Annotated in this window: 12 protein-coding genes and 1 pseudogene; 4 read left to right on the top strand and 9 right to left on the bottom strand. The window is 73.9% G+C overall.

The window, feature by feature from the left end:
- Positions 1 to 82: 82 nt before the first annotated feature.
- From UK82_RS20370 to UK82_RS20340, 7 genes are all read right to left on the bottom strand, one after another.
- On the bottom strand, positions 83 to 1,756 hold the full coding sequence (locus UK82_RS20370; RefSeq protein ID WP_044887086.1) for a (2,3-dihydroxybenzoyl)adenylate synthase: 1,674 nt from the start codon (positions 1,754 to 1,756) through the stop codon (positions 83 to 85).
- Complete coding sequence (locus UK82_RS20365; RefSeq protein ID WP_083507281.1) at positions 1,753 to 6,888, bottom strand: salicylate synthase; 5,136 nt, start codon at positions 6,886 to 6,888, stop codon at positions 1,753 to 1,755. Before UK82_RS20365 ends, UK82_RS20370 begins: the two co-directional genes overlap by 4 nt.
- Entirely contained in the window at positions 6,885 to 7,181 is a 297-nt protein-coding gene (locus UK82_RS20360; protein WP_044887085.1) for an MbtH family protein, read from the bottom strand. Before UK82_RS20360 ends, UK82_RS20365 begins: the two co-directional genes overlap by 4 nt.
- A gap of 129 nt (positions 7,182 to 7,310) precedes the next feature.
- Positions 7,311 to 8,999 (bottom strand): ABC transporter ATP-binding protein, encoded by a 1,689-nt coding sequence (locus tag UK82_RS20355; protein WP_044887084.1) that lies wholly within the window; start codon positions 8,997 to 8,999, stop codon positions 7,311 to 7,313.
- Positions 8,992 to 10,734, bottom strand: a complete 1,743-nt coding sequence (locus tag UK82_RS20350; RefSeq protein ID WP_083507283.1) for an ABC transporter ATP-binding protein — start codon at positions 10,732 to 10,734, stop codon at positions 8,992 to 8,994. Before UK82_RS20350 ends, UK82_RS20355 begins: the two co-directional genes overlap by 8 nt.
- 254 nt (positions 10,735 to 10,988) lie before the next feature.
- Complete coding sequence (locus tag UK82_RS20345; protein ID WP_055408750.1) at positions 10,989 to 12,071, bottom strand: iron chelate uptake ABC transporter family permease subunit; 1,083 nt, start codon at positions 12,069 to 12,071, stop codon at positions 10,989 to 10,991.
- The gene (locus tag UK82_RS20340; protein WP_083507280.1) at positions 12,068 to 13,162 is read right to left on the bottom strand and encodes an iron ABC transporter permease; all 1,095 of its coding nucleotides are present in this window, start codon (positions 13,160 to 13,162) and stop codon (positions 12,068 to 12,070) included. Before UK82_RS20340 ends, UK82_RS20345 begins: the two co-directional genes overlap by 4 nt.
- A 346-nt stretch (positions 13,163 to 13,508) precedes the next feature.
- On the opposite strand from UK82_RS20340, the pseudogene UK82_RS38980 reads away from it, so the two are divergent.
- Together UK82_RS38980 and UK82_RS38975 are read left to right on the top strand one after the other, a co-directional pair.
- Positions 13,509 to 14,007: pseudogene (locus tag UK82_RS38980) on the top strand (SidA/IucD/PvdA family monooxygenase); the annotation flags it as partial.
- A 1-nt stretch (position 14,008) separates the two neighbouring features.
- A partial coding sequence (locus tag UK82_RS38975; protein WP_236706200.1) for a SidA/IucD/PvdA family monooxygenase occupies positions 14,009 to 14,882 on the top strand: 874 nt, incomplete at its 5' end.
- 88 nt (positions 14,883 to 14,970) lie between these two features.
- On the opposite strand, the gene UK82_RS20330 is transcribed toward UK82_RS38975, so the two are convergent.
- Positions 14,971 to 15,984 carry an iron-siderophore ABC transporter substrate-binding protein gene (locus UK82_RS20330; protein WP_236706199.1) on the bottom strand — a complete coding sequence of 338 codons (1,014 nt, stop codon included), beginning with the start codon at positions 15,982 to 15,984 and terminating at the stop codon, positions 14,971 to 14,973.
- Positions 15,985 to 16,309: 325 nt separating this feature from the next.
- On the opposite strand from UK82_RS20330, the gene UK82_RS20325 reads away from it, so the two are divergent.
- Positions 16,310 to 18,061: an ABC transporter ATP-binding protein gene (locus UK82_RS20325; protein WP_236706198.1), complete on the top strand. Its 1,752-nt coding sequence runs from the start codon at positions 16,310 to 16,312 to the stop codon at positions 18,059 to 18,061.
- The gene (locus UK82_RS20320; protein ID WP_055408744.1) at positions 18,058 to 19,863 is read left to right on the top strand and encodes an ABC transporter ATP-binding protein; all 1,806 of its coding nucleotides are present in this window, start codon (positions 18,058 to 18,060) and stop codon (positions 19,861 to 19,863) included. Before UK82_RS20325 ends, UK82_RS20320 begins: the two co-directional genes overlap by 4 nt.
- On the opposite strand, the gene UK82_RS20315 is transcribed toward UK82_RS20320, so the two are convergent.
- The gene (locus UK82_RS20315) at positions 19,833 to 21,548 is read right to left on the bottom strand and encodes an amino acid adenylation domain-containing protein (protein WP_396230601.1); all 1,716 of its coding nucleotides are present in this window, start codon (positions 21,546 to 21,548) and stop codon (positions 19,833 to 19,835) included. The genes UK82_RS20320 and UK82_RS20315 overlap by 31 nt on opposite strands.
- Positions 21,549 to 21,560 lie beyond the last annotated feature (12 nt).

Raw genomic sequence — 21,560 nt, 5'->3', positions numbered from 1 at the left:
CTTCCGGTGGTGCGGCTTCGGTGGTGCGGCTTCGAGACGGCGTCTGGATCCGCAGGACCGCGGAGGCACGCGCGAGGGGGCGCTAGCCGAGGCGGCGGCGCAGCTCGCGCTTGTCGATCTTGCCGACGGGGGTGAGGGGGAGCTCGTCGACGACCGTGAGCAGGTCGGGAAGCATGAACCGGGCGAGGCCCCGCTCGCGCAGGTGCGCCTTGAGGGCGCGCAACGTCACCGCCGCGCCGGGCGCTGTGACGATCACCGCGCGGACGCTCTCGCCGACCTGCTCGTCCGCCGCCGCGACGACGGCGGCCTGGGCGACCGCGGGGTGGGTGAGCAGGTGCTCCTCGAGCTCGGTGGCGGAGACGTTCTCCCCGCCCCGGTTGATCACGTCCTTGATCCGCCCCTCGACGACGAGGTTGCCACTCGCTGTGAGCCGAACCAGGTCACCGGTGCGGTAGAAGCCGTCCGGGCTGAACGCGGTCGCGTTGTGCTCGGCGGCCCGGTAGTAGCCCCGCACCGTGTAAGGGCCGCGGGTCCACAGCTCGCCGACGGTTCCCGCGGCGACGTCCGCCCCGTCACGGTCGACGATGCGGATCTCGTCCGCCGCCGCGAGCGGCCGGCCCTGGGTGGTGCAGGCGATCTCGTCGCCGTCGTCGAGGCGGGTGAAGTTCAGCAGGCCCTCGGCCATGCCGAACACCTGCTGGACGGTGGCGCCGAGGGTCGGCCGGATGCGCCGGGCCAGCTCGGCGTCCAGCCGGGCGCCGCCGACCTGGAGCAGGCGCAGGCTCACGGTGTCGGGCCGCTCCCACGCGGCAGCGGTCACCCAGAGGCGGGCGAGCGCCGGCACCAGCGCGGTGACCGTCACCCGCTCGCGGGCGATGAGCTCGAAGACGGTCTCCGGGCTGGGCGAGGGCGCCAGGACCACCGTCGCGCCGACGCCGAGCGCCCCGAGGACGCCCGGGCACGCCAGCGGGAAGTTGTGGGCGGCCGGCAGCGCAACCAGGTAGACGTCCTCGCCGGTCAGCCCACACAGCCCGGCGCTGGCCGAGGCGTTGTAGGCGTAGTCCCAGTGGGTACGCGGGATCAGCTTGGGCTTTCCGGTCGTGCCGCCCGAGATGAGCAACAGCGCGACGCCGGCCGGGTCGGGGGGCGCCGCCGGCCCCACGGGTCGGCCCGCGCGGGCGGCGGCGCCCGCGGCCGCGAGCGCGTCGATCCCGGGGAACGGACCGGCGTCGCCGGCCACCAGCACATGGCGCACCGCCGGGACCGCCGCCACGATCTCCCGAGCGAGCGCGCGGTGGTCGAAACCCTCGTGCTTGTCGGGGATCGCGTAGGCCACCGCGCCGGACAGTCGGGCGAGATGCTCGATCTCGACGCGGCGGTGGGCGGGCAGCGCCAGCACTGGGATCGCCCCCAGCCGCAGCAGCGCGAACAGCAACGTCACGAACTCGATCCGGTTCGGCAGGTGGATCAGGACGCGGTCGCCGGCGGCGAGGCCGAGCCCGGCGAGCCCGGCCGCCAGATCGTCGACGGCCCGATCGAGCTCGGCGTAGGAGAGCCGGACTGGCTGGGTGGGCGGCCCGGCGACGAGGGCGGTCGCCGGACCGAACCGCCGGGCCCAGTCCCGCGGCCGTTCGCCGAGCGGCTCGCCCTGCCAGTAGCCCTCGGCGGCGTACCGGCGCCCGAACTCGGCCGGCCAGGGCACCCAGCCGTCCACCGCGGTCGGCGAGGCCGGGCCGGTCAGCGACCGGCGGATCATCGCTCGGCCCCGATGGTGCCGGCGCCGTCGCCCACGAGGCCGGCGCCGGCGCCCAGCCGCACCGCGATCTCGTCGTCGGACAGACCAGCGATCTCCCAGGCGATCGACGCGACGCGGTCGAGACGCCCGGGTGCGATCTCGGCGGCGCGCATGCGCTGCGCCAACGAGGCCACCGTCGGCGCGCCGAACAGCATGCGGACCGACACCTCACCGGTGTCAAGCTCGTCGCGCAGGCGGGTGACGACGCGGGTGGCCAGCACCGAGTCGCCGCCGAGCGCGAAGAACTCGTCGGTCACCCCGAACGCGTCGCCGCCCAGCACCTCCCGCCAGACCATCATGATCATCTTTTCCAGGTCGGAACGCGGCGGGGAGGACTGCGGCCGGGGGCCGCAGTCCTCCCGCTCCAGCAGCTCGGCGGCCGCCCTACGGTCGACCTTCCCGTTGGCGCTGAGCGGGAGTTCCGGCACCGCGACGACACGGTCGGGCACCATGTGCGGCGGCAGCAGGCCGCGCAGGCCCGCGCGGACCGCCGCCGGACCGTCCGCCGGATCGGCTCCCGGATCGCCGACGACGAGCGCCCCGAGCGGGGCCGGCCGGCCGGCCCCGCCGCCGATCAGCGCGACCACGCCGGCCCGCACGCCCGGCAGGGCCAGCAGCGCGGCCTCGACCTCGCCCAGCTCGACCCGGAAGCCGCGGATCTTGACTTGCTGGTCGCGACGGCCCAGGAACTCGACGGTGCCGTCGGGCAGGTAGCGGGCCAGGTCCCCGGTGCGGTACCAGCGGGCGCCCGCGTGGGTGACGAACCGGTCGGCCGTGCGCTCGGGGTCGCCGAGGTAGCCGCGGGCGACCCCGGCGCCGCCGATCCACAGCTCGCCGGCGACGTGATCGGGGCAGTCCCGGCCGAGAGCGTCGACGACCCGCAGCGCGACGTTGCGCAGCGGCGTGCCGTAGGGCACCGAACGCCACTGCGCCGGCACCGGACCGCCCCCGACGATCTCGCACACGGTGGAATGGATCGCGGTCTCGGTCGTGCCGCCGAGGCCCAGGAACCGGCAGCCGGGGACGGCCGCGGCGAGCCGGGCCGGCAGGTCGACGCCGACCCGGTCCCCGCCGAGCAGCACCGCCCGCAGGCTGTCCCCGAGCTCGCCCGCCCCGCCGGCCACGGTGAGGATCAGGTCGAGCACGGCCGGGACGCAGTTGAGGATCGTGACCCGGTGCTCGGCGACGAGTTCGGCCCAGCGGGCGGCCTCGCGCCGGGAGTCCTCGTCGACCAGCACCACGGCGCCGCCGACGGACAGCGGCGCGAACAGGTCGAAGACCGACAGGTCGAAGTCGAGGGCAGAGACGGCCAGCGTCCGGTCGTCCGGGCCGAGTCCGAGCCGCTCGGTCAGGTCGTCGAGGGTGTTCATCGCCGCCCGGTGACCGACCTCGACGCCCTTCGGCTGGCCGGTGGAACCGGAGGTGAACAGCACGTAGGCGGGTTCGCCCAGCCGGGCCGGGTCGTCCGCCGCGGCGAGGACGAGGCGGTCGGACGCCGTCTCGGCGGGCTCGCCGGGAGTGCCGTCCAGGCCGAGCGGGGTCACCCCGTCGGGCCACCGCGTGCGGGCCGGCGAAGTGATCACGATGCTGAAGCCGGCGGTCGCCGCGATCCGAGCGACCCGCGCGGGCGGCTGTTCCACCCCGACCGGTACGTAGGCGGCGCCCGCCGCCAGCACGCCCAGGACGGCGACGACCTGCGCCGGCCCCTTGGGCAGGCTGACGGCGACCAGGTCGCCGGGCCGCACGCCGCGGGCGGCGAGCCTGCCCGCGACCGCCCGGGCCCGCGCGGCGAGCTCGCCGTAGGACAGCGAGCCGGCCGGCTCGCCCGTCGCCCCCCACACCAGCGCCGGCGCGCCGGGCCTGCGCTCGGCCAGCGCGAAGAACCCCTCGTGGAGCAGGCGGGTGGACGCCGGCCCCGCGACGGCGCCGACGCGGTCGCGCACCGCGCGCACCGACTCGTCGAGCAGCCCGTCGACGGGCCGGTCCCAGACCGAGCCGTCCCCCGCCTCGCCGGCCGACCTGATGCCGGCCGACCTGATGCCGGCCGAACTGGTGCCGGCCGACCTCGTGCCGGCCTCGAGCGGCCTGGGGGTGGCCAGGTCATGCACCAGTCGTTCGAAGGCGGCGAACATCGCGTCGACCACACCGGGCGCGAAGATGTCCTCGCGGACGTCCCAGTTGACCAGCAGGCCCCCGTCGAGCTCGGTGATCTGGGCGTCGAGCAGGACCTGCGGCCCCTGCGAGATGATCCACGCCGGGTCGCCGAACTCGCGGCGCACGGCGGGGTCGAACAGTTCACCGAGGCCCAGGGCGCTGGTGAACACGACCGGGGCCAGCACCCGCTCGCCGCGCGCCCGGCCCGCCTCGCGCAGGATCTCGACGCCGGAGAAGCCGGCGTGGGCGGCGTCGGCGTGCAGCCGGGTCTGGACCCGGCGGGCCCGCTCGACGAACGGGACCCGGTCGGTGAGGTCGATCTCCAGCAGCACCGAGCTGGTGAAGTCGCCCACCACCCGGTCGACGTCGGGGTGCACCTGCTCGCGGTCGAACAACGGGACGTTCAGCAGGAACCGGGGCTGGGTGCTCCAGCCGCCGAGCACCTCGGCGAACGCGGTCGCCACGGCCATCGCCGGGGTGAGGCCGCGGCGGTGGGCCGCCTGCCCCAGCGCGACGCGGGCCTGCTCGGGCAGCCGGAAGTGCCGCCGGGACACCCGCGGCTCGGCCGTGGCGCCGACGGCGGCCAGCGGCGACGCGAGCGCGAGTTCGGGCGGCCCGGGCAGGCTGGGCAGGCGGTCACGCCAGGCGCGCCGGGACCGTTCGGCCTGCGCCTGCCGGCCCGCGGTGTGCTCGGCCCGGTACCGCCGGTAGGTGTATGCCGGCGCGGACGCCACCTCGTCCGGGCGGCCGTAGAGGTTCGCCAGGTCGGCCAGCAGGACGCGGTAGCTGACGGCGTCCGCGGCGACCATGTCGACGTCGAGGTGGAACCGGGTCGCGCCGCCCGGGCGCAGGCTGAGCGCGGTCGCGAAGACCTCCCCGCGTTCGATGTCGAGCATCTCGTGGGACAGCGTGTCGCGCACGGCCGCAAGCCGGGCCGCGGCGACGTCCTCGTCGAGGTCGCGCAGGTCGTGCACGGTCAGCCCGCGCCAGCCCGACCGCTCCTCGACGACCTGGCCGCCGTTGTCGGTGATCCGGGTCCGCAACGCCTCGTGCCGGGAGATGAGCCGTTCGATCGCGGCGGCCAGCCGGTCCGGCTCGACGCCCCGCCCGTCGAACTCGCTGTAGAGGTGGGCGGCGACGCCGCCGAGCGGCTGCCCTGGATCGCGGCCAACCCAGTAGGCGTGCTGCATGAGCGCCAACGGGAACTCCCCGCCGTCCGCCGCGGGCGGATCCGGCCTCGCCGCGGCCGGCTGCGGCGGCCCGTCACCGGCGGCGCCGCCCTCGGCGGCCGGCGCGGCGGCCGAGAGCCGGCCGGCCAGCAGCTTGAACCACGCGTCGAGGGTCGGGTTCTCGGCGAGCTCGGCGAAGTTGACCTCCAGGCCGGCCCGCCGCCAGGCGCCGACCGCCTGGATCAGCGCGATCGACTCCAGTCCGCGTTCGAACAGGTTGTCCTCGTCGCCGACGTCGGCCGGGTCCTCCTCCAGCAGACCGGCGACCGTGCGCCGCAGCGCCTCCCGGTCCGGTCCGGCCGCCGGCGCCGCCACCAGAAAACGGCTGACGCTGCGCAGTTTCTCGCGGGTCTCCTCCAGCTCCCGCTCGGGGCGCGACGCGCCGACGACGCCCGCCCCCGCGCGCAGCCAGGTCCGCCCGTCGCGCTGGAAGGCCGTGCGCAGGACAAGGGCGGCGTCGAGCGAGCCGTCCGCGGCGACACTGATCACGGCGCCGCTGTAGAGGCCGCGCGGCTGCGGCTCGGCCCGCCTGATCACGGCGAGGGCGGCTGCCTTCGGGACGCCGGTGGCCGTGATGGACGGGAAGACGGCGGCCAACGCGTCCCAGCCGTCGCGGCCGGGCGCCAGCCGGCCGCTGACGCGCGAGGCCAGGTGCTGGACGCTGCCCCGTTCGAGCACGGCCATGAACTCGTCGACGACCAGCGTCCCCGGCTGGCACACCCGCCGCAGCTCCTCCTGGGCCACCTGCACCGACACCGCGTGCTCGTAGATCTCCTTGGGGTCGGTGCGCAGCGCCTCCCGGCGGGCCCGGTCGGCCTCGCCGCCGTCGACCCGCCCGCCGTCGAAGGCCGCGGTGCCGGCCAGCGGCTGGGTGGAGACCTGGCCGCTCGCTGCGACCTCGACGACGGTCTCCGGGCTGAACCCGGCCGCGCGCACGCCGCCGAGGTCGAGCAGGAAGGACCGGGCGGGGGTGTTGCCCCGCCGACCCCGCTCGTACGTCGCGATGAGGTCGATCTCGCCGTCGACCGGGATGACCCGGGAGAGGATCACCTTGCGCAGCCGGCCGGCCCGGATGTCCTCGACGGCGCGGGCGACGCCCTGCCGGTAGTCGTCGGCGCCGTGCTCGAGGTCGGCCAGCGGGCTCAGCCGCGCCGCCTCGTCGGCGGCGGCACCCGTGCTGGCGGCGGCGCCGGTGCCGGTGAGGGCGCCGGTGCCGGTGAGGGCGCCGGTGCCGGTGAGGGCAGGCGCGGTGGCCAGCGCCTCGGCCAGGAGGTCCAGGTCGGCCGGGTCGGCGGCGCGCAGGGTCGCCCCCGCCGCCGTCAGCCGCACCTCCCGGGCCGGAATGATCAGGTGGACCAGCGACTCGGCCGACTGCGGGCCGGGCAGGCCCGCGATCCGGGAACCGAGCTCGAAACCGGCCCAGCCGCACGCCCGCCAGTCCACCACCGGGACGCTCGCCAGCACGCCGGCCAGGGCCCGCAGCGGCGCGGCGCCGACCGGCTCGACGCGCCAGCCGCCGCCGAACCGGTAGCGGATCTCGTCCCACGACAGAACGATCTCGGCCAGGACACCCGAGCCGAAGCACCACTCGCCGTCGCGCTCGTAGACGGTGTACGGCGCCTCGGCGCCGCGCCCGAGGCGGGCCGCCGCCGCGAGCGGGTCGCCGGTGAGGCGCACCGTCCGCTCGTGGTAGACCAGCGGCGCTGTCACCGGGACACGCCGGATTCGGCTCCGTCGCGGTGTTCCCGCCCGGCCTCGGCGGACTGGTCGGACCCTCGGTCGGCGGGCTGGTCGGCCGCCATCCGGGCGACCAGGCTGGCCGGGCGCAGGTCGGTCCAGGTGGCCTCGACGTACTCCAGGCAGGCCGTCCGGCTGGCGGCGTCGTGCACCGTCCGCCAGCCCGCCGGAACCGGCGCGAAGGTCGGCCAGAGCGAGTGCTGGCCCTCGGCGTTGACCAGGACGTAGAAGCTGCCGTTTTCGTCATCGAACGGGTTCGTCGACATGCGGTTCCCGTCTCCTCGGGTCTGCGGCCTGAGATGGTGTCTAAGGTTAGGTTTACCTAAATTACTGGGGCGCGTCCAGCCTTATCAGGCAAAAACCCCAGCTCGTACGTGCAAACGACCCGCGGGGGGTTACCTCAGGCGGCCGGCCTCGACGCGGACGGTCCGCGGCAACCGGGCGATGGTGGCCGGGCGGTGCGCGATCACGACCAGCGTCCGGCCCGACCGGAGCCGATCGACGGCGGTCTCCAGCCGGCCGGCCACCTCCGGGTCGAGGTCGGCGGTGGCCTCGTCGAGCAGCAGCACCGGCGGGTCGACCAGCGCGGCCCGCAGTAGCCCGACGATCTGCCGTTCGCCGGCGGACAGTCGCTCGCCGCGCGTCCCCAGGTCGGCGTCGAGCCCGCCGGGCAGCCGGGCGACCCACTCGGTCAGGCCGAGCAGCTCGACCGCCCGCGCCATCGCCGCCCGGTCCGGCGTTCCCGGGGCGAGCGCCAGGTTCTCGGCCAGCGTGCCGGTGATGATGTGCACCTGCTGCGGGATGAGGACGATGCGCGCCCGGACCTGCTCCGGCGACGCGGTCCGCAGATCGATCCCGCCGTAGCTCACCGAGCCCGTATCCGGCTCGTAGAGCCCGGTGAGGAGCTTGGCCAGCGTGGTCTTGCCGGATCCGGTGACGCCTACCAGGCTCGCCCGGTCGCCGGCCGGGAAGGCGACCGAGACGTCGCGCACCACGTCCGCCCCCGGCGCGTAGGCGTAGCGGAGGCGCTCGGCGACCAGGTCGCCCCGCGGCGGCAGGTCGGGAGCCGGCGACGAAGCCGGCGGCGGGTCGGCCGGCGGCAGCGCGTCCAGCAGGTCGACCAGCCGGGCGAGGCCGACCCGGGCGAGCTGGGCCTGGCCGGCGAGCCCCGACAGGGTGAGCATGCTCTCGAACAGGTTGCGCGTGGCGAGCACGAACACGACGACGGTGCCGACGCTGAGCTGCCCCGCCCGCACCAGCCAGACGCTGAGCAGCAGCAGCGCCGCCGTGGCCAGCCCTTCGAGCAGCCCGAACAGCTCCAACCGGCTCTGGACGGCGACGGCCCGGTCGTTCGCCGCCAGCAGTTCGTCGTTGTCGGCCCGGAACCGCCGGACCCACTCGTCCGGCCGCCCCGGCGCGACCAGCGCCTCCTGGGCGGTGAGCGACTCGGTGAAGGTCGCGGTCATCGCCGCGTCCGCCGCCGCCTGCCGGCCGAACGTCTCCGGGGAGGCCCGGTTGAACCAGGCCAGCACGGCGATCGCGATCGGCAGGAACAGGGCGATGAGCAGCAGTGACAGCAGCCACGAGTACACCAGCAGCATCACCGTCGTCAGTCCGATGGTGAGGGTGACGCCGAGCAGGTTGGGGAGCTGGTCGCGCAGGAACAGCGTCAGGTCCGCGATCTCGCCGGTCGAGCGGCGTAGCAGGTCGCCGGTGCGGTGGGCCTCGATGAAGCGCAGCGGGGCGCGGGCGAGGCGTTCGACGACGAGGTCACGCAGACCGCGGATCGTCCGTTCGCCGGCGTCGGAGAGCAGGATCTCCGACCAGCGCAGCATGACCAGGCGGGCCAGGACCACCGCGGTCAGCAGGGCGACAGCCCACCACAGCCGGGATCGGTCGCCGGCGGTCACCGCGTCGACGCCCCACCCGATGGCCGCGGCGACGGCCACCACCGCGGCCGTGCTGGCGACGCTGGCCAGCAACGCGACGGTCATGATCACACGATGCGGGCGCAGGTAGGGCCAGAAGCGCCGGAACACCCCCGCCGTCGACGGTTCCTCGGCCAGCATCCGGACCTCAGCCACTGACGCCTCCCACCCCGACGATGTGATCATCTCCGGTGCCCTCGGCCGGGTCCGCGGCCGCGCCGGCAGGCCCGGCGGCCCCGTCCTGGGCGGTCGGCGTGCCGTCCGTCCCGAGCCGGATCACCCGGTCGGCGACGGCGAGCACGGACGGGCGGTGCGAGATCACCACGAGCGCGACCTCGGGCGCCCACGCCCGCAGCCGGGCGAGGATGGTGGCCTCGGTCGCGGCATCCACCGCCGCGGTGACATCGTCGAGGATCAGCACGCCCGGCCGGCCGATCAGGCCACGGGCCAGGGCGAGGCGCTGGCCCTGACCGCCGGACACCGTCGCGCCGCGCTCCCCCAGCGCCGTGTCGAACCCGTCGGGCAGGCTGGCCACGAACTCGTCGACCGCGGCGACCTCGCAGGCCGCGCGCAGCGCCGAGAACTCGACCGCCCGACCGACGCGAAGGTTGTCCGCGACCGTCCCGGCCAGGATCAGCGGCCGCTGCGGCACCAGGCCGATCCGGCCGGCCAGCTCGACCCGGGTGACCCGCCGCAGGTCGACCCCGCCGAGGCTGACCACGCCCGTGGCCGGGTCCTCCAGCCGGCACAGCACGCGGGCGAGGGTGGTCTTGCCGCTGCCGGTCGGGCCGGTCACCGCGACGAACTCGCCGGGAGCGACGTGCAGGTCGACCGGACCGAGCACCCGGCGCCCGGCGCGGACGGCCGTCACGCCCCGGGCCACCAACGCACCGCCCGCCGGTGGGGTCTCGGCGTCCACCGGGTCGTCGTCGCTGACCGGCGTGTCGAGGATCTCGGCGATCCGGGCGGCCGCGACACGGGCCTGGCCACGCGAGGAGAGCAGATCCACCGCGATCGTGACGGCCAGCGTCAGGGTGGTCATCCACGAGGTGAAGGCGACCAGGCCGCCGACGGTGAGGTCGCCGTGCAGGGCGGCCGTCCCCCCGCTGGCCAGGCCCGCCGCGATCGCGAGGCGGGGGACGGCCGGCGGGACGGCGGTCCAGGACGCGGAGACGCGCGCGGTGGCCATCGTGTGGTCGGTGAGGGCGGCGCTGCGGTCGTGATGGCGGCGCACCAGCGCCGACTCGCCGCCCAGGCCACGCACCGCCGCGCTGGCCGACAGCAGGTCGTCCACCGCGTCGGCCCGGGCGCCGAACGCCTCCGACAGGCCCGTGTTGGCCGCGTCGAACCGGCCGGGGAAGTACGCGTTCGCCAGCGCCACCAGCGGGATCGTCACGACCCCGATGACCAGCAGCAACGGGTCGAGCAGGGCGAACGCGGGCAGCACGACGACGACCGTGACCACGATCCGGACCCAGATGGCCAGGCTCTGCACCCACAGCCGAACCAGGTCGACGTCGCGGGTGGCCCGCATCGCCAGATCACCGTGGCCGTAGCGGGCGAGGGCGGGCCGGTCGAAGGCCGCCACCCGCGCGACGATCGACGCGCGCAGCCCGTGGGCGACGCGGGCGGCGGCCCGGCCCGACCACCACAGGCCGCCGATGCCACCCAGCATGAACGCCACGGCGACCAGCAGCGTGGGGACGACCCAGGTGACCGTGCCGTGCATCGAGCGCGCGGTGATGCCGCGGTCGAGTGCGCGCTGGACGCACCAGGGCAGGGCGAGCATCGCCGCCTGCTGGACCACCGTGGCCAACGCGCCGAGGATCAGCTCGCCCCGTAGCCCGCGCAGCCGCGTCCACAGCAGCCGGCTGCCGGTCGAGCCGTTCACGCGCACCGCCCTTGACTGGATCAGGCCCGCGTCGTCCGACCACACCGCCCGGGCTGGTGGGCCACGGGTCGGGGCGACGGGCTGAAGGCCCGCAGCCCGTGTGATCGGCGACGGCGGGCGGTGACCGTCCACCCGACATATTAGGTATAGCTAACCTAAGTACCTGCGCAACGTCAACCTCTTCGCGGGCGTCCCGTCCAGCCGGACCGACGCGCCGACCGCGCCCGTCACGCCCGTCACGCCCGTCACGCCCGTCACGCCCGCCGCCGAAGCAGCAGGGCGGCGAGATACACCCCACCGACGGCACCGGTGGCCACGCCGACCGGCAGCTGGACGGGGGCGAACAGGCGTTGGGCCGCGAGGTCGCCGACCGCGACCAGCGCGGCTCCCGCGAGCGCGGTCGATACCAGCGGCGGCGCCGGCGCGGCGGTGAGCCGGCGAGCCAGCGGCGGCGCGGTGAGCGCGACGAACCCGACCGGCCCGGCGGCGGCCGTCGCCGTGGCGGCCAGCGCCGCTCCCACCGCGAGCAGCAGGAGCCGGCTGCGCTCGACGTCCACGCCGAGCGTCTGGGCGGTCTCCCGGCCCATCTCCAGGTAGGCCAGCCGCCGGCCGTGGAACAGGGCGACGGGCATCAGGATCACCAGGGCGAGGGCCAGCGGCCAGGCCTGGTCCCACCCCCGACTGTTCAGGCTGCCGATCAGCCACACCTGGGCGGCCACCGCGGCGGCCAGTGTCGCCCGGGTGATCAGGTAGGAGTTGACCGAGATGAGCAGCGCGCCGACCGCGATCCCGATCAGGATCAGGCGCGGTCCGGCCAGCCCGTGGCGGCGGGACAGCGCGTAGACCAGCGCGCCGGTGAGCAGGCCGCCGGCCACCGCGCCGAGCGACGCCTCCGCCGCGTTTCCGCGCAGCACCAGCAGGACGACGAGCGCCCCGGTGGCCGAGCCGGTGGTGAATCCGAGGATGTCCGGGCTGCCGAGCAGGTTGTTCGACACGCTCTGGAAGATCGATCCGCTCAGCGCCAGCGCGGCGCCCACCAGCAAGCCGGTCACCAGGCGGGGCAGCCGCAGGGAGTTGACGACGAAGTCCGTCCCGCCGTCGGCGTGCCCGAGCAGGGCGCGGACCACATCCCCGACCGGGATCGGGTAGTCGCCCGTGGTCAACGCCACCAGCCCGGCGGCCACGATCACCACGCCGAGCCCGACGCTGACCGCGACGGCCCGCGGCGAGATCCGCACGGACACGGCATCGCCGCCGAACCGCCGGACCCGCTGGCGGCCCGACGGCCAGCGCGGCTCGCCGGCCGGCGCGAAGCCGCCGAGCGCGGGGCCCGTCACGGTTGGGCCAGGCGGGCTCGGCGGCACAACGCGATGAAGACCGGCGCGCCGACGAAGGCGGCGACGACCCCGACCCGCAGTTCCCCCGGGGCGATGATCACCCGCCCGACCAGGTCCGCCCCGATCAGCAGGATCGCGGCGAGTACGCCGGAGTACGGCAGGACCCACCGGTGGTCCGGCCCGGCGATCGCCCGCGCCGCGTGCGGGACGGCCAAGCCGACGAAGGTGATCGGACCAGCGGCGGCGGTCGCCGCCCCACACAGCAGGACCATGGCGAGCGCTCCTCTCGCCCGGGCCCGGTGTGGGTGGGCGCCCAGCGCGTGGGCGGACTGGTCACCGAGGGCGAGTGCGTTCAACGGGCGGGCGAGGCCGACCGCCAGCAGGATGCCGACCACGATGAACGGCCAGGTGGCCGCGAGGGCGGGGGCGCCCGGCGCGGACAGGGAGCCGACGTCCCAGAACCGCATCTGGTCGAACGTCGTGACGTCGAGCAGTTGGACGGCGTTGACGAACGCGCCGAGCAGGGCGGTCGCCGCCGCGCCCGCCACCACCAGGGTGGCCGGTGTCGCGGCACCGCGACCGGCCGAACCGATCGCGAAGACGGCTACCGAGGTGACCCCGGCACCGACGAAGGCGAACCACACGTAGCCGGCCGGGCTCGTCACACCGAACACCGAGATCCCCACGACGACAGCGGCGGAGGCCCCCATGTTGACGCCGAGCAGCCCCGGTTCGGCCAGGTCGTTGCGGGTCAGCGCCTGGGTGAGCGCGCCGGCCACCCCCAGCGCGGCGCCGACCGCCAGGCCGAGCAGGGTGCGAGGGATCCGCAGATCGTGCACGATGGTGGCGGCCGACGAGCCGTCGTCGTGCCACAGCACCCGCCAGACCACGGCGAACGGCAGATGGTTTGCGCCTACCCACAGGCTGAGCAGGCACATCCCGGCCAGCGCGAGCACCGCCGCCGCCAGGCCCGCCAGGCGGACGCGCCCCGAGTGCCGGCCACGTGGGCCGATCCGGGCCGGCGGCGCCGTGGACGCCGTCACGGCGGCCGGGGTTAGCGCGAGCGGCCCGCCCTCCGCCACTATCTGCACTTCGCCACTATCCGCACTTCTCGCCTCGCAATCTGTCGATGGTTAAGTCAGCCTAACTTTGGCTAGGCTAACTTTATTGAGCCGGACGCTAGCCCGGCAACGCCCGTCGCGTCCAGAGCCCCGCCCGCCCGCCATCCGCGCCGGGCGGCGATCACCGATCAACATCATCGAAAGGTCGTCGATTCGGCGGCCCCGACCGCCAGGGCATCGCCGCGTCGGCGCCGGCAGACCGCTTGACACGTCACGGCGACCCTCGGAAGATAAGTTAGGTTTACTTAAAATTACTGAGCGCGCCAATTTTGCTACCGACGGTTAGTCGGTGCGCCCGGAGACCGGAGGATCGGCTGTGGCAAGACGTCCGGCGTCCGCAGACCTCGGCATTTGGGACATCGTCGGAGTCGGTTTTGGTCCTTCGAACCTGGCTCTGGCGATCGCCGCCAGGGAACACAACGCGACCGTGTCCCCCGCGGCAGCACTACGGGTGTCGTTTCTGGAGCAACAACCCCGCTTCGGTTGGCACCGCGGCATGCTCCTCGAAGGAGCCACCATGCAGGTCTGCTATCTCAAAGACCTGGTGACGCTGCGCAATCCGGTCAGCGACTTCGGCTATCTTTCCTTCCTGCACGAACGGAACCGACTGGTCGACTTCATCAACCACAAGACCATGTTCCCGCTGCGCCAGGAATTCCACGACTACCTGGAATGGGCCGCCCACCGGGTGGACGACATGGTCGAATACGACACCCGGGTGGTCGACCTACGGCCCGTGCTGGTGGGCGGTGAGATCGCGCTGATCGACGTCGTCAGCGTGCGCGGCGACACCGGCGAGACGATCGTCCGTCGGGNCCGCAACGTCGTCGTCGCCGTCGGGCTCGAACCGAGCCTGCCGCCCGGCATCGAGCTGGGCGAGCGAGTCTGGCACAATTACGACCTGCTGAACCGGGTGGCCGACATGCCCGCTGCGGTGCGCCAGCGGTTCGTCGTCGTGGGCGCGGGACAGAGCGCGGCCGAGGTCACCGAGTTCCTGCACACCCGATATCCGCAGGCGGAGGTGATGGCCGTCTTCGCCCGCTACGGATACAGCCCGGCGGACAACAGCGCGTTCGCGAACCAGATCTTCGACCCGGCCGCCGTCGATGACTTCTACGAGTCCCCGACCCCGGTGAAGGAGATGCTCAACGCCTATCACCGAAGCACGAACTACTCGGTGGTCGACATCGGCCTCATCGACGAGTTGTACCGCCGCGTCTACCAGGAGAAGGTGCACGGCCGGGAGCGGTTGCGCATCATGCGTGCCTCCCGGCTGGCGGACCTGCGCCGGCTCGACGACGGCGTCGCCGTCGACGTCGAGTTCATGCCGACCGGACAGCGCGAGACCATCGAGGCCGACGTCATCGTCTTCGCCACCGGATACCGATCCCGGGACACGCGGCGCATTCTCGGCACGATGGCCGAGCACTGCCTCGACGACGCCGCCGGCCGGCTGCTCATCGGCCGCGACTACCGCCTGATGACCGGGCCCGACTCCGGCGCCGACCTGTATGTGCTCGGCGCCACCGAGCATTCGCACGGAATCTCCTCGACGCTGCTGTCCAACATCGCGATCCGGGCCGGCGAACTGGTGCAGTCGGTGGCCGCGCGCAGCGCCGAGGCGCAGGCGGCCAGGACCGGAGCCGGAGCCGGGCGCAGCGGCGAGCTCGGCGAGCTGGCGTCGCGCTGATCGGAAAAGTCTCGCGGGTCGAAGCGGGCTCGTGCGGCGCGCGGTGACGAGCGCGTGCCGCACGAGCCCGGGTCGGGACGAGGGCGGATCAGCCGGTCGCGGTGACCTTGGTGAGGGTCGGCTTGAGCTGGTCGAGCTGCCACGGGATGTTGAGGATGGTCGGGTTGTTGACCGCGCCGGCGGTGAAGGCATCCACCTGCAGGACCCGGCCCGCCTTGACCGCCGGAATCTCGGTGAACAGCTTGTTGGCGTTCATCTCGGTCTTCAGTGCCGGGGTGGCGTACCCGATCAGCATGAAGTCGGCGTCCAGGGCGCCGAGCTTCTCCATGCTCAGCGAGCGGTCGACCACGCTGGTCGTCACACCGGGCGCGAGCTTCATGCCGAGCTCGCCGTAGAGCTGCACCGACACCGTCTTCGGGTCGTCGATGACCGCCAGACCGCCGGGCTCGTAGTAGAAGGAGTAGCTGAACGTCCTGCCGACCAGGCCGGGCAGGTCGCCCTTGACCCCCTGGATGATCTTTGTGGTTGCGGCGATCGCCTTCTGGACGTCGGCGTCCCGGCCGACGGCCTTGCCGACGATGGTGCTGTTCTCCTGCCAGGTCGCGATGCCGGCGTCGTCGGTATAGCCGACGGTCGGCGCGATCTTGGAGAGCCGGTCGTAGTAGTCGGCCAGGCTGTAGAAGTTCGTGGCCAGGATCAGGTCGGGGCGCAGCGCGGCGATCTGCTCGAGGTTGAGGTCGCCGCTGGTGTCGAGGGCGGCGCTCTTCGACAGGTCGATCTTCCCCGCAAGCCAGGGAAAGACGCCGTCAGGCTTGTACTCGTTCTTCCCGTACGCGATCGGTGTGAGGCCAAGCGTCGCCAGAGTGTCCTCTTCGTAGCTGAGTGCAATGACCCGCTTCGGCTGGGACTTGATGACCGTGGTGCCGAACTTGTTCTTCAGCGTCACCGGAAAGACACTCGTTGCCGCGCTCGCCGACGCGGCCGTCCCGCCGTCGTCGCCACCGCCGTCGTCGCCACCGCCGCCGCTGCCGCAGCCGGCCGCAACGACCAGCGCCGCGACGGCCATGAACACCGCAGCCAACAGCTTCAGTCTTTTTCGCACCAGCACAACTTTCTCGATTGTGGCGATCATCCGCGTGCCGCGGCGTGCCCGCATGGTCGGAAACAGCAGGCAGATTGCTTGTCCAGAATGTTAGGTATAGCTAACCTAAGTTGACCGAACTCGTCAACCCATGGACAGGGCGACCAGGCTCCGTAGGCGGGCCCCGACGGCAGGACCACCGGGTCCGCCAGGTACCCATCCGCCTTCCCGCATCCGGTGGATTAGGTTAACCTTTCCTACCTAGTGCCTCGAGGTCGGTTGGGAGGAGTGATCTAGTGCCGCGACCCGCCACGTCCCACTCGTCGAGGGGGGCTCCGGCCGCGCCGTGGGCCCACTCCACCTGATGGCGACCGGCAGCGCCGCGCTCGACCTGGCCGAGTTGCGACGTCCCGTCGGCGGTCGCATCACGCTGGCGGCCGCACTGCAGGCTCTGGCCACGGTGCTGGCGATCGCCCCGGCAGTCGCGCTGGTGGAGATCGCGCGCCGGCTGCTGAGCGGGCCGGGGCAGTCGGTGTGGCCGCTGGCCTGGCTCGCGGTCGGCCTGCTCGTGGCGCGCTTCGCGCTCTACGCCGCGGCGGGCCTGCTCAGTCATCTCGCCGACGCGGACCTCGCCTACCTGCTGCGTCGGCGCCTGACCGAGCAGGTGAGCGCGCTGCCGCTGAGCTGGTTCGCCGGCGGGGTCTCGGCCCGGATGCGCGCGACGGTGCAGGACGACGTGGCGACGCTGCATCACGCGGTGGCCCACGCTCGCGGCGACCTGGCTTCGGCGGTGGCCGGCCCGGCGGTGGTGGTCGGCTACCTCCTCTGGGTCGACTGGCCCTTGGCACTGGTCACGGTGGCGCTCGTCGCCGCGGCCCAGGCGATCCGCATGCGGCTCGCGGTCCGGGCGACCGATCAGGTCAGCCGGATCGCCGCGGCCAACAACGAGCTGACCGCGGCCGTGCTCGAGACAGTCCGGGGCATCAGCGTCGTCAAGGCGTTCGCCCGCGGCCGGGGCGCGCCCCGGTTCACCGCCGCCGCGGCCGAGTATGTCGATGCCGACGAGCAGGCCCAGCGCATCTTCCTGCGGCCCCGCGGGGTGGCCCGGGCGACGGTGGCCCCGGCGACCATCCTGTTCGCGGTCGCTGCCGTCGGCACCGGGCTGGTTGCCGCCGGGTGGAGCGATCCGGTGGACCTCGTGGCCTTCGCCCTCCTCGGGGTCGGGCTGTTCGACCAGATCACCCCGATCTACCTGGCCCAGGACCTGCGGGAACGCTCCCGGGACGCGGCGGTCCGCATCGGCGACCTGCTGCGCGAACCCCGCCAGCCCGTTCTCGAGCCCGCCCGCGCCCGCCCGGTGGGCACCCCACTGACGGTGGAACTCGACGACGTCCACTTCCGCTACCCGGACGGCCCCGGTGTCCTGCGCGGCGTCAGCGCGACGCTCCGGCCGGGCACGGTGACGGCACTGGTCGGCCCGTCCGGGGCCGGGAAGTCGACGCTGGCGATGCTGCTGGCCCGCTTCGCCGACGTCACCGGTGGCGCCATCCGGCTGGGCGGGGTCGACCTGCGCGACATCGACCGGGACGAGCTGTACCGCAATGTCGCGTTCCTGCTGCAGGACGTCGTCCTGCTGCGCCGCTCGATCCGCGACAACATCGCCCTGGCCGTTCCCGAGGCGTCCGACGAGGCGGTGCGCGCCGCCGCCCGCGCGGCGGCCGTCGACGACCGCATCCTCGCACTGCCGCGCGGCTACGACTCGGTGGTCGGCGAGGACGCGCACCTCTCCGGCGGGGAGGCGCAGCGGGTCGCGATCGCCCGCACCCTGCTGGCCGGGACGCCGATCGTGCTCCTCGACGAGGCCACCGCGTTCGCCGACCCCGACTCGGAGGCCGCGATCCAGGACGCGCTGGCCGAGCTGGCCGCGGGCCGGACCCTGCTCGTGATCGCACATCGCCTGTACACGGTCACCGAGGCCGACCAGATCCTGGTCCTCGACGACGGCCGGCTGGTCGAGCACGGCCGCCATGACGAGCTGCTCGCCACCGACGGACGCTACGCCCGGCTCTGGCGGGCCCAGCAGGGCGGTCGGGCGTGACCGCGCACCTGCGCGGCCTCGTCCCGGCCGACCAGCACCGGCCGCTGGGCCGGTACCTGGCGGCCGTGACCGGCTACGCCGTCAGCGAGGGCGTCGCCTTCGGAGTGCTCGTCCCGCTGCTGACCGCCCTGATCGACGGCCACCCGGCCACTGCGGCCTGGTGGCTCATCCCGCTCACCGCCGCGGCGGCGGCCGGCTGGTGCGCGCACTACTACCTGGGATCGCGGGCGTTGCGGCTGTCCTCGGCCTGGCGGCGCGCGCTCTACGCACGACTCGGTGACAAGCTTCTGACCTTGCCGTTGGGCTGGTTCGACGGTCCGTCGGCCAGCCAGGTCCCACAGCTGATCATCGGGGACGTCGCACGGGTCGCCACCACCGTCTTCCTCGCCGAGGCCCTGATCGGCGCGGTCCTGACCCCGGTCACGATCGGGGTGTTCATGCTCGGCTTCGACTGGCGGCTGGGGCTCGCCGCGCTGCTCGCCGTCCCGATCGTGCTCGTCGCCGTCTCGATCGGCAGCCGCCTCACCGAACGCACCGAGGCGGCCAACCACGCCGCGACCGTCGAGGCCGGCAGCCGGCTGGTCGAGTTCGCCGGCGCCCAGCCGACGCTGCGGGCCACCGGCAGCACCGCCGCCGGCCGGGCCGCGCTGGACGAGGCGCTGGCCGCCCAGCACCGCGCCGCCCGGCGCGAGATCGTCGGCTCCCTGCCGGGCGAGTATCTCGGCGCGCTCGGTATCCAGCTCGCCTTCACGGCCCTGTTCCTCGCCGGCCTCGCGCTGGTCACGCACCATCACCTCAGCCCGACCCGGATGATCGTCCTCGTCGTGCTGGGCATCAGCCTGCTCCGCCCGCTTGACGCCCTGGTCGGCCTCAGCGCCGCGGTGCGTTCCGCGCAGGCCTCCGCCCAGCGGATCGACGAACTCCTGGCGGTCGAACCGCTCCCGGAACCCGTGACCGGCCGCCGGATCGACCAGGGCGGGATCGAGCTCACCGACGTCCACTTCGCCTATCCCGGCAGCCCCCACGGCCCGAGCCTCGAGGCGACGGATCCCGAGGAGGGGACGAGTCCCGAGGTGCTGAGCGGCCTGACGCTGACGATCCCGGCCGGGCGCACCACCGCGCTCGTCGGCCCCTCCGGCGGGGGGAAGACGACCGTCACCAAGCTGATCGCCCGCTTCCACGACGTCGGCTCCGGCTCGGTGCGCATCGGCGGGGTGGACGTCCGCGACCTCACCAGCCGCGACCTGCTCAACCACATCGCGCTCGTGTTCCAGGACGTCTACCTGCTCGACGGCACCGTCGAGGACAACATCCGCTTCGGCAACCCCGACGCGACCCCGGAGCAGGTCCGCGACGCGGCGTGCCGCGCGCGGGTTGACGCGATCGTCGCCCGGCTGCCGGACGGCTGGGCCAGCCGCGTCGGCGAGGGCGGCCGACTGCTGTCCGGCGGCGAACGCCAACGCGTCGCCATCGCCCGGGCCCTGTGCAAGGACGCGCCGATCGTGCTCCTCGACGAAGCCACGGCCTCCCTCGACACCGAGAACGAGACCGCCGTACACGCCGCCCTGGCCGAGCTCGCCGCCGACCGCACTGTCCTGATCATCGCGCACCGGCTGGACACGATCGTCCGAGCCGACCAGATCGCCGTCCTCGACGGCGGCCGGGTCGTCGAGTGCGGCCGGCACGACGAGCTGCTGGCCCGGGACGGCCGGTACGCCGCGTTCTGGCGTGAACGCGAACGCGCGCGCGGCTGGCGGTTGCGCCGCGACGATCAGGAGCCCGCCGCGCCGGTAAGTCCGTGAGGCGCTGGGAGTCGGTCGGTGGTCGAGGGTGGCGACACCGTCAGTGCCCGGCGGTCCACCTTCCCGCCGGCGGTGACGGGGAGCGTGTCGACCACGGTCACGGCACTCGGCACCATGTACCGGGGCAGCAGCTCGGCGCACCAGGCCAGCACCTCGTCGGCGAACGTCCCGCCCCCGGCCCGCTCGGCCTCGGCGACCACGGCCTCGGCGACCACGGCCTCGGCGACGGCGACGGCGGGCACGACGAAGGCGAGCAGGCGGGGCGCGGCGACGTCCCGGGACAGCACGACCGCCGCCCGCCGTACCCGGGGGTGCTCGGCCAGCGCCGCCTCGACCTCCTCCAGCTCCAGCCGCATGCCGCGGATCTTCACCTGGTTGTCGGCGCGGCCCACGAACTCCAGCCAGCCGGCGCTGTTCCAGCGGGCGAGGTCACCGGTCCGGTACATCCGCGCGCCGTCACCGGCAAACGGGTTGGCGACGAAACGCGACGCGGTCAGCGCCCCGTTGTGCACGTAACCGCGGCCGAGCAGAAAACCGGCCACGTACAGCTCGCCGACCGCGCCGGAGGGCACGGGGGTCAGCGCGTCGTCGAGGACGTGGAGCTGGGTGTGCGGATTGGGTCGGCCGATCGAGGCGGCGAGACGCTCGGCGCTGTCCCGATAGATGACGTGCGAGACACCGATCGTCGTCTCGGCCGGGCCATACCCGTGGTAGAGCGCGGTGTCGACCTGAGCGCGGAAACGCGCGAAAAGCGCGGGGGTCAGCACCTCGCCACCGCACCACACATGCCGCAGCGAGCTGAGCGCGGGCGTCCCCTCCGCCGCCTCCAGCAGAATGTCCAGCATCGACGACACCAGGTAGACGAAGGTGACCCGCTCCCCCTCGATGAGCTTGAGCAGGTATCCCGGATCCAGCTCACCGTCCGGTTCCGCGACGACCACCCGGCCGCCGCAGACGAGCGGCAGCAGAATCTCGTTGATCGAGATGTCGAACGACAACGGCGCCTTGAACAGGGACGCATCGTCCGCGCCGAAGGCGAACAGATCCCTCACCTGCCAGCGCAGCCGTTCGGCTATCGCGTCGTGCCGGATCATCGCCCCCTTGGGGGTCCCGGTCGAGCCGGACGTGAAGATCACATATGCCAGCCCCGCGGGCAGGATCGGCAGGTCGAGCGGCTCGGACGATTCGGCGCCCCAGGCCCAGGCGCCCAGCTCGACCGGCACGGCCGACACCCCGTCCACCAGCCCGCCGGCCGGCGCCGGCGCCTCCGGGCCGGTCACGATCAGCCGGGCCCGCGCGTCGGCCAACACCCGCCGGCGACGCTGCTCGGGCCAGGCCGGCTCGACCGGAACGAACGCCCCGCCCGCGACCATGGCCGCCAGCACCGCGACGACCATCTCCGCGGATCGGATCAGCCGGATGCCGACAACGTCCTCCGGCCCGAGACCGCGGGCCCGCAACGCCCGGGCGAGCTGGAACACCCGGGCGCCGAGCTCGGCGTAGGTCAACCGCACTCCGGGGGCGACGAGAGCGGCCGCGTCCGGCGAGCGTCGCACCTGGGCGGTGAACAGATCGGCGACGGTCGTGGTCAGCGCGGGCAGGGTGCCGTCGTTGCAGCCTTCGAGCGTCGTCGGCGGCTCGGTCGAGCCGGCCGGCGGCACAGGTTCCTCAGAGCGCAGGCTCACAACCATTCCCAT

Origin of the sequence: Frankia sp. ACN1ag, from assembly GCF_001414035.1 — a bacterium.
In the GTDB taxonomy this organism is placed as follows: domain Bacteria; phylum Actinomycetota; class Actinomycetes; order Frankiales; family Frankiaceae; genus Frankia; species Frankia torreyi.
This window is presented reverse-complemented; position numbering and strand designations above follow the sequence as displayed.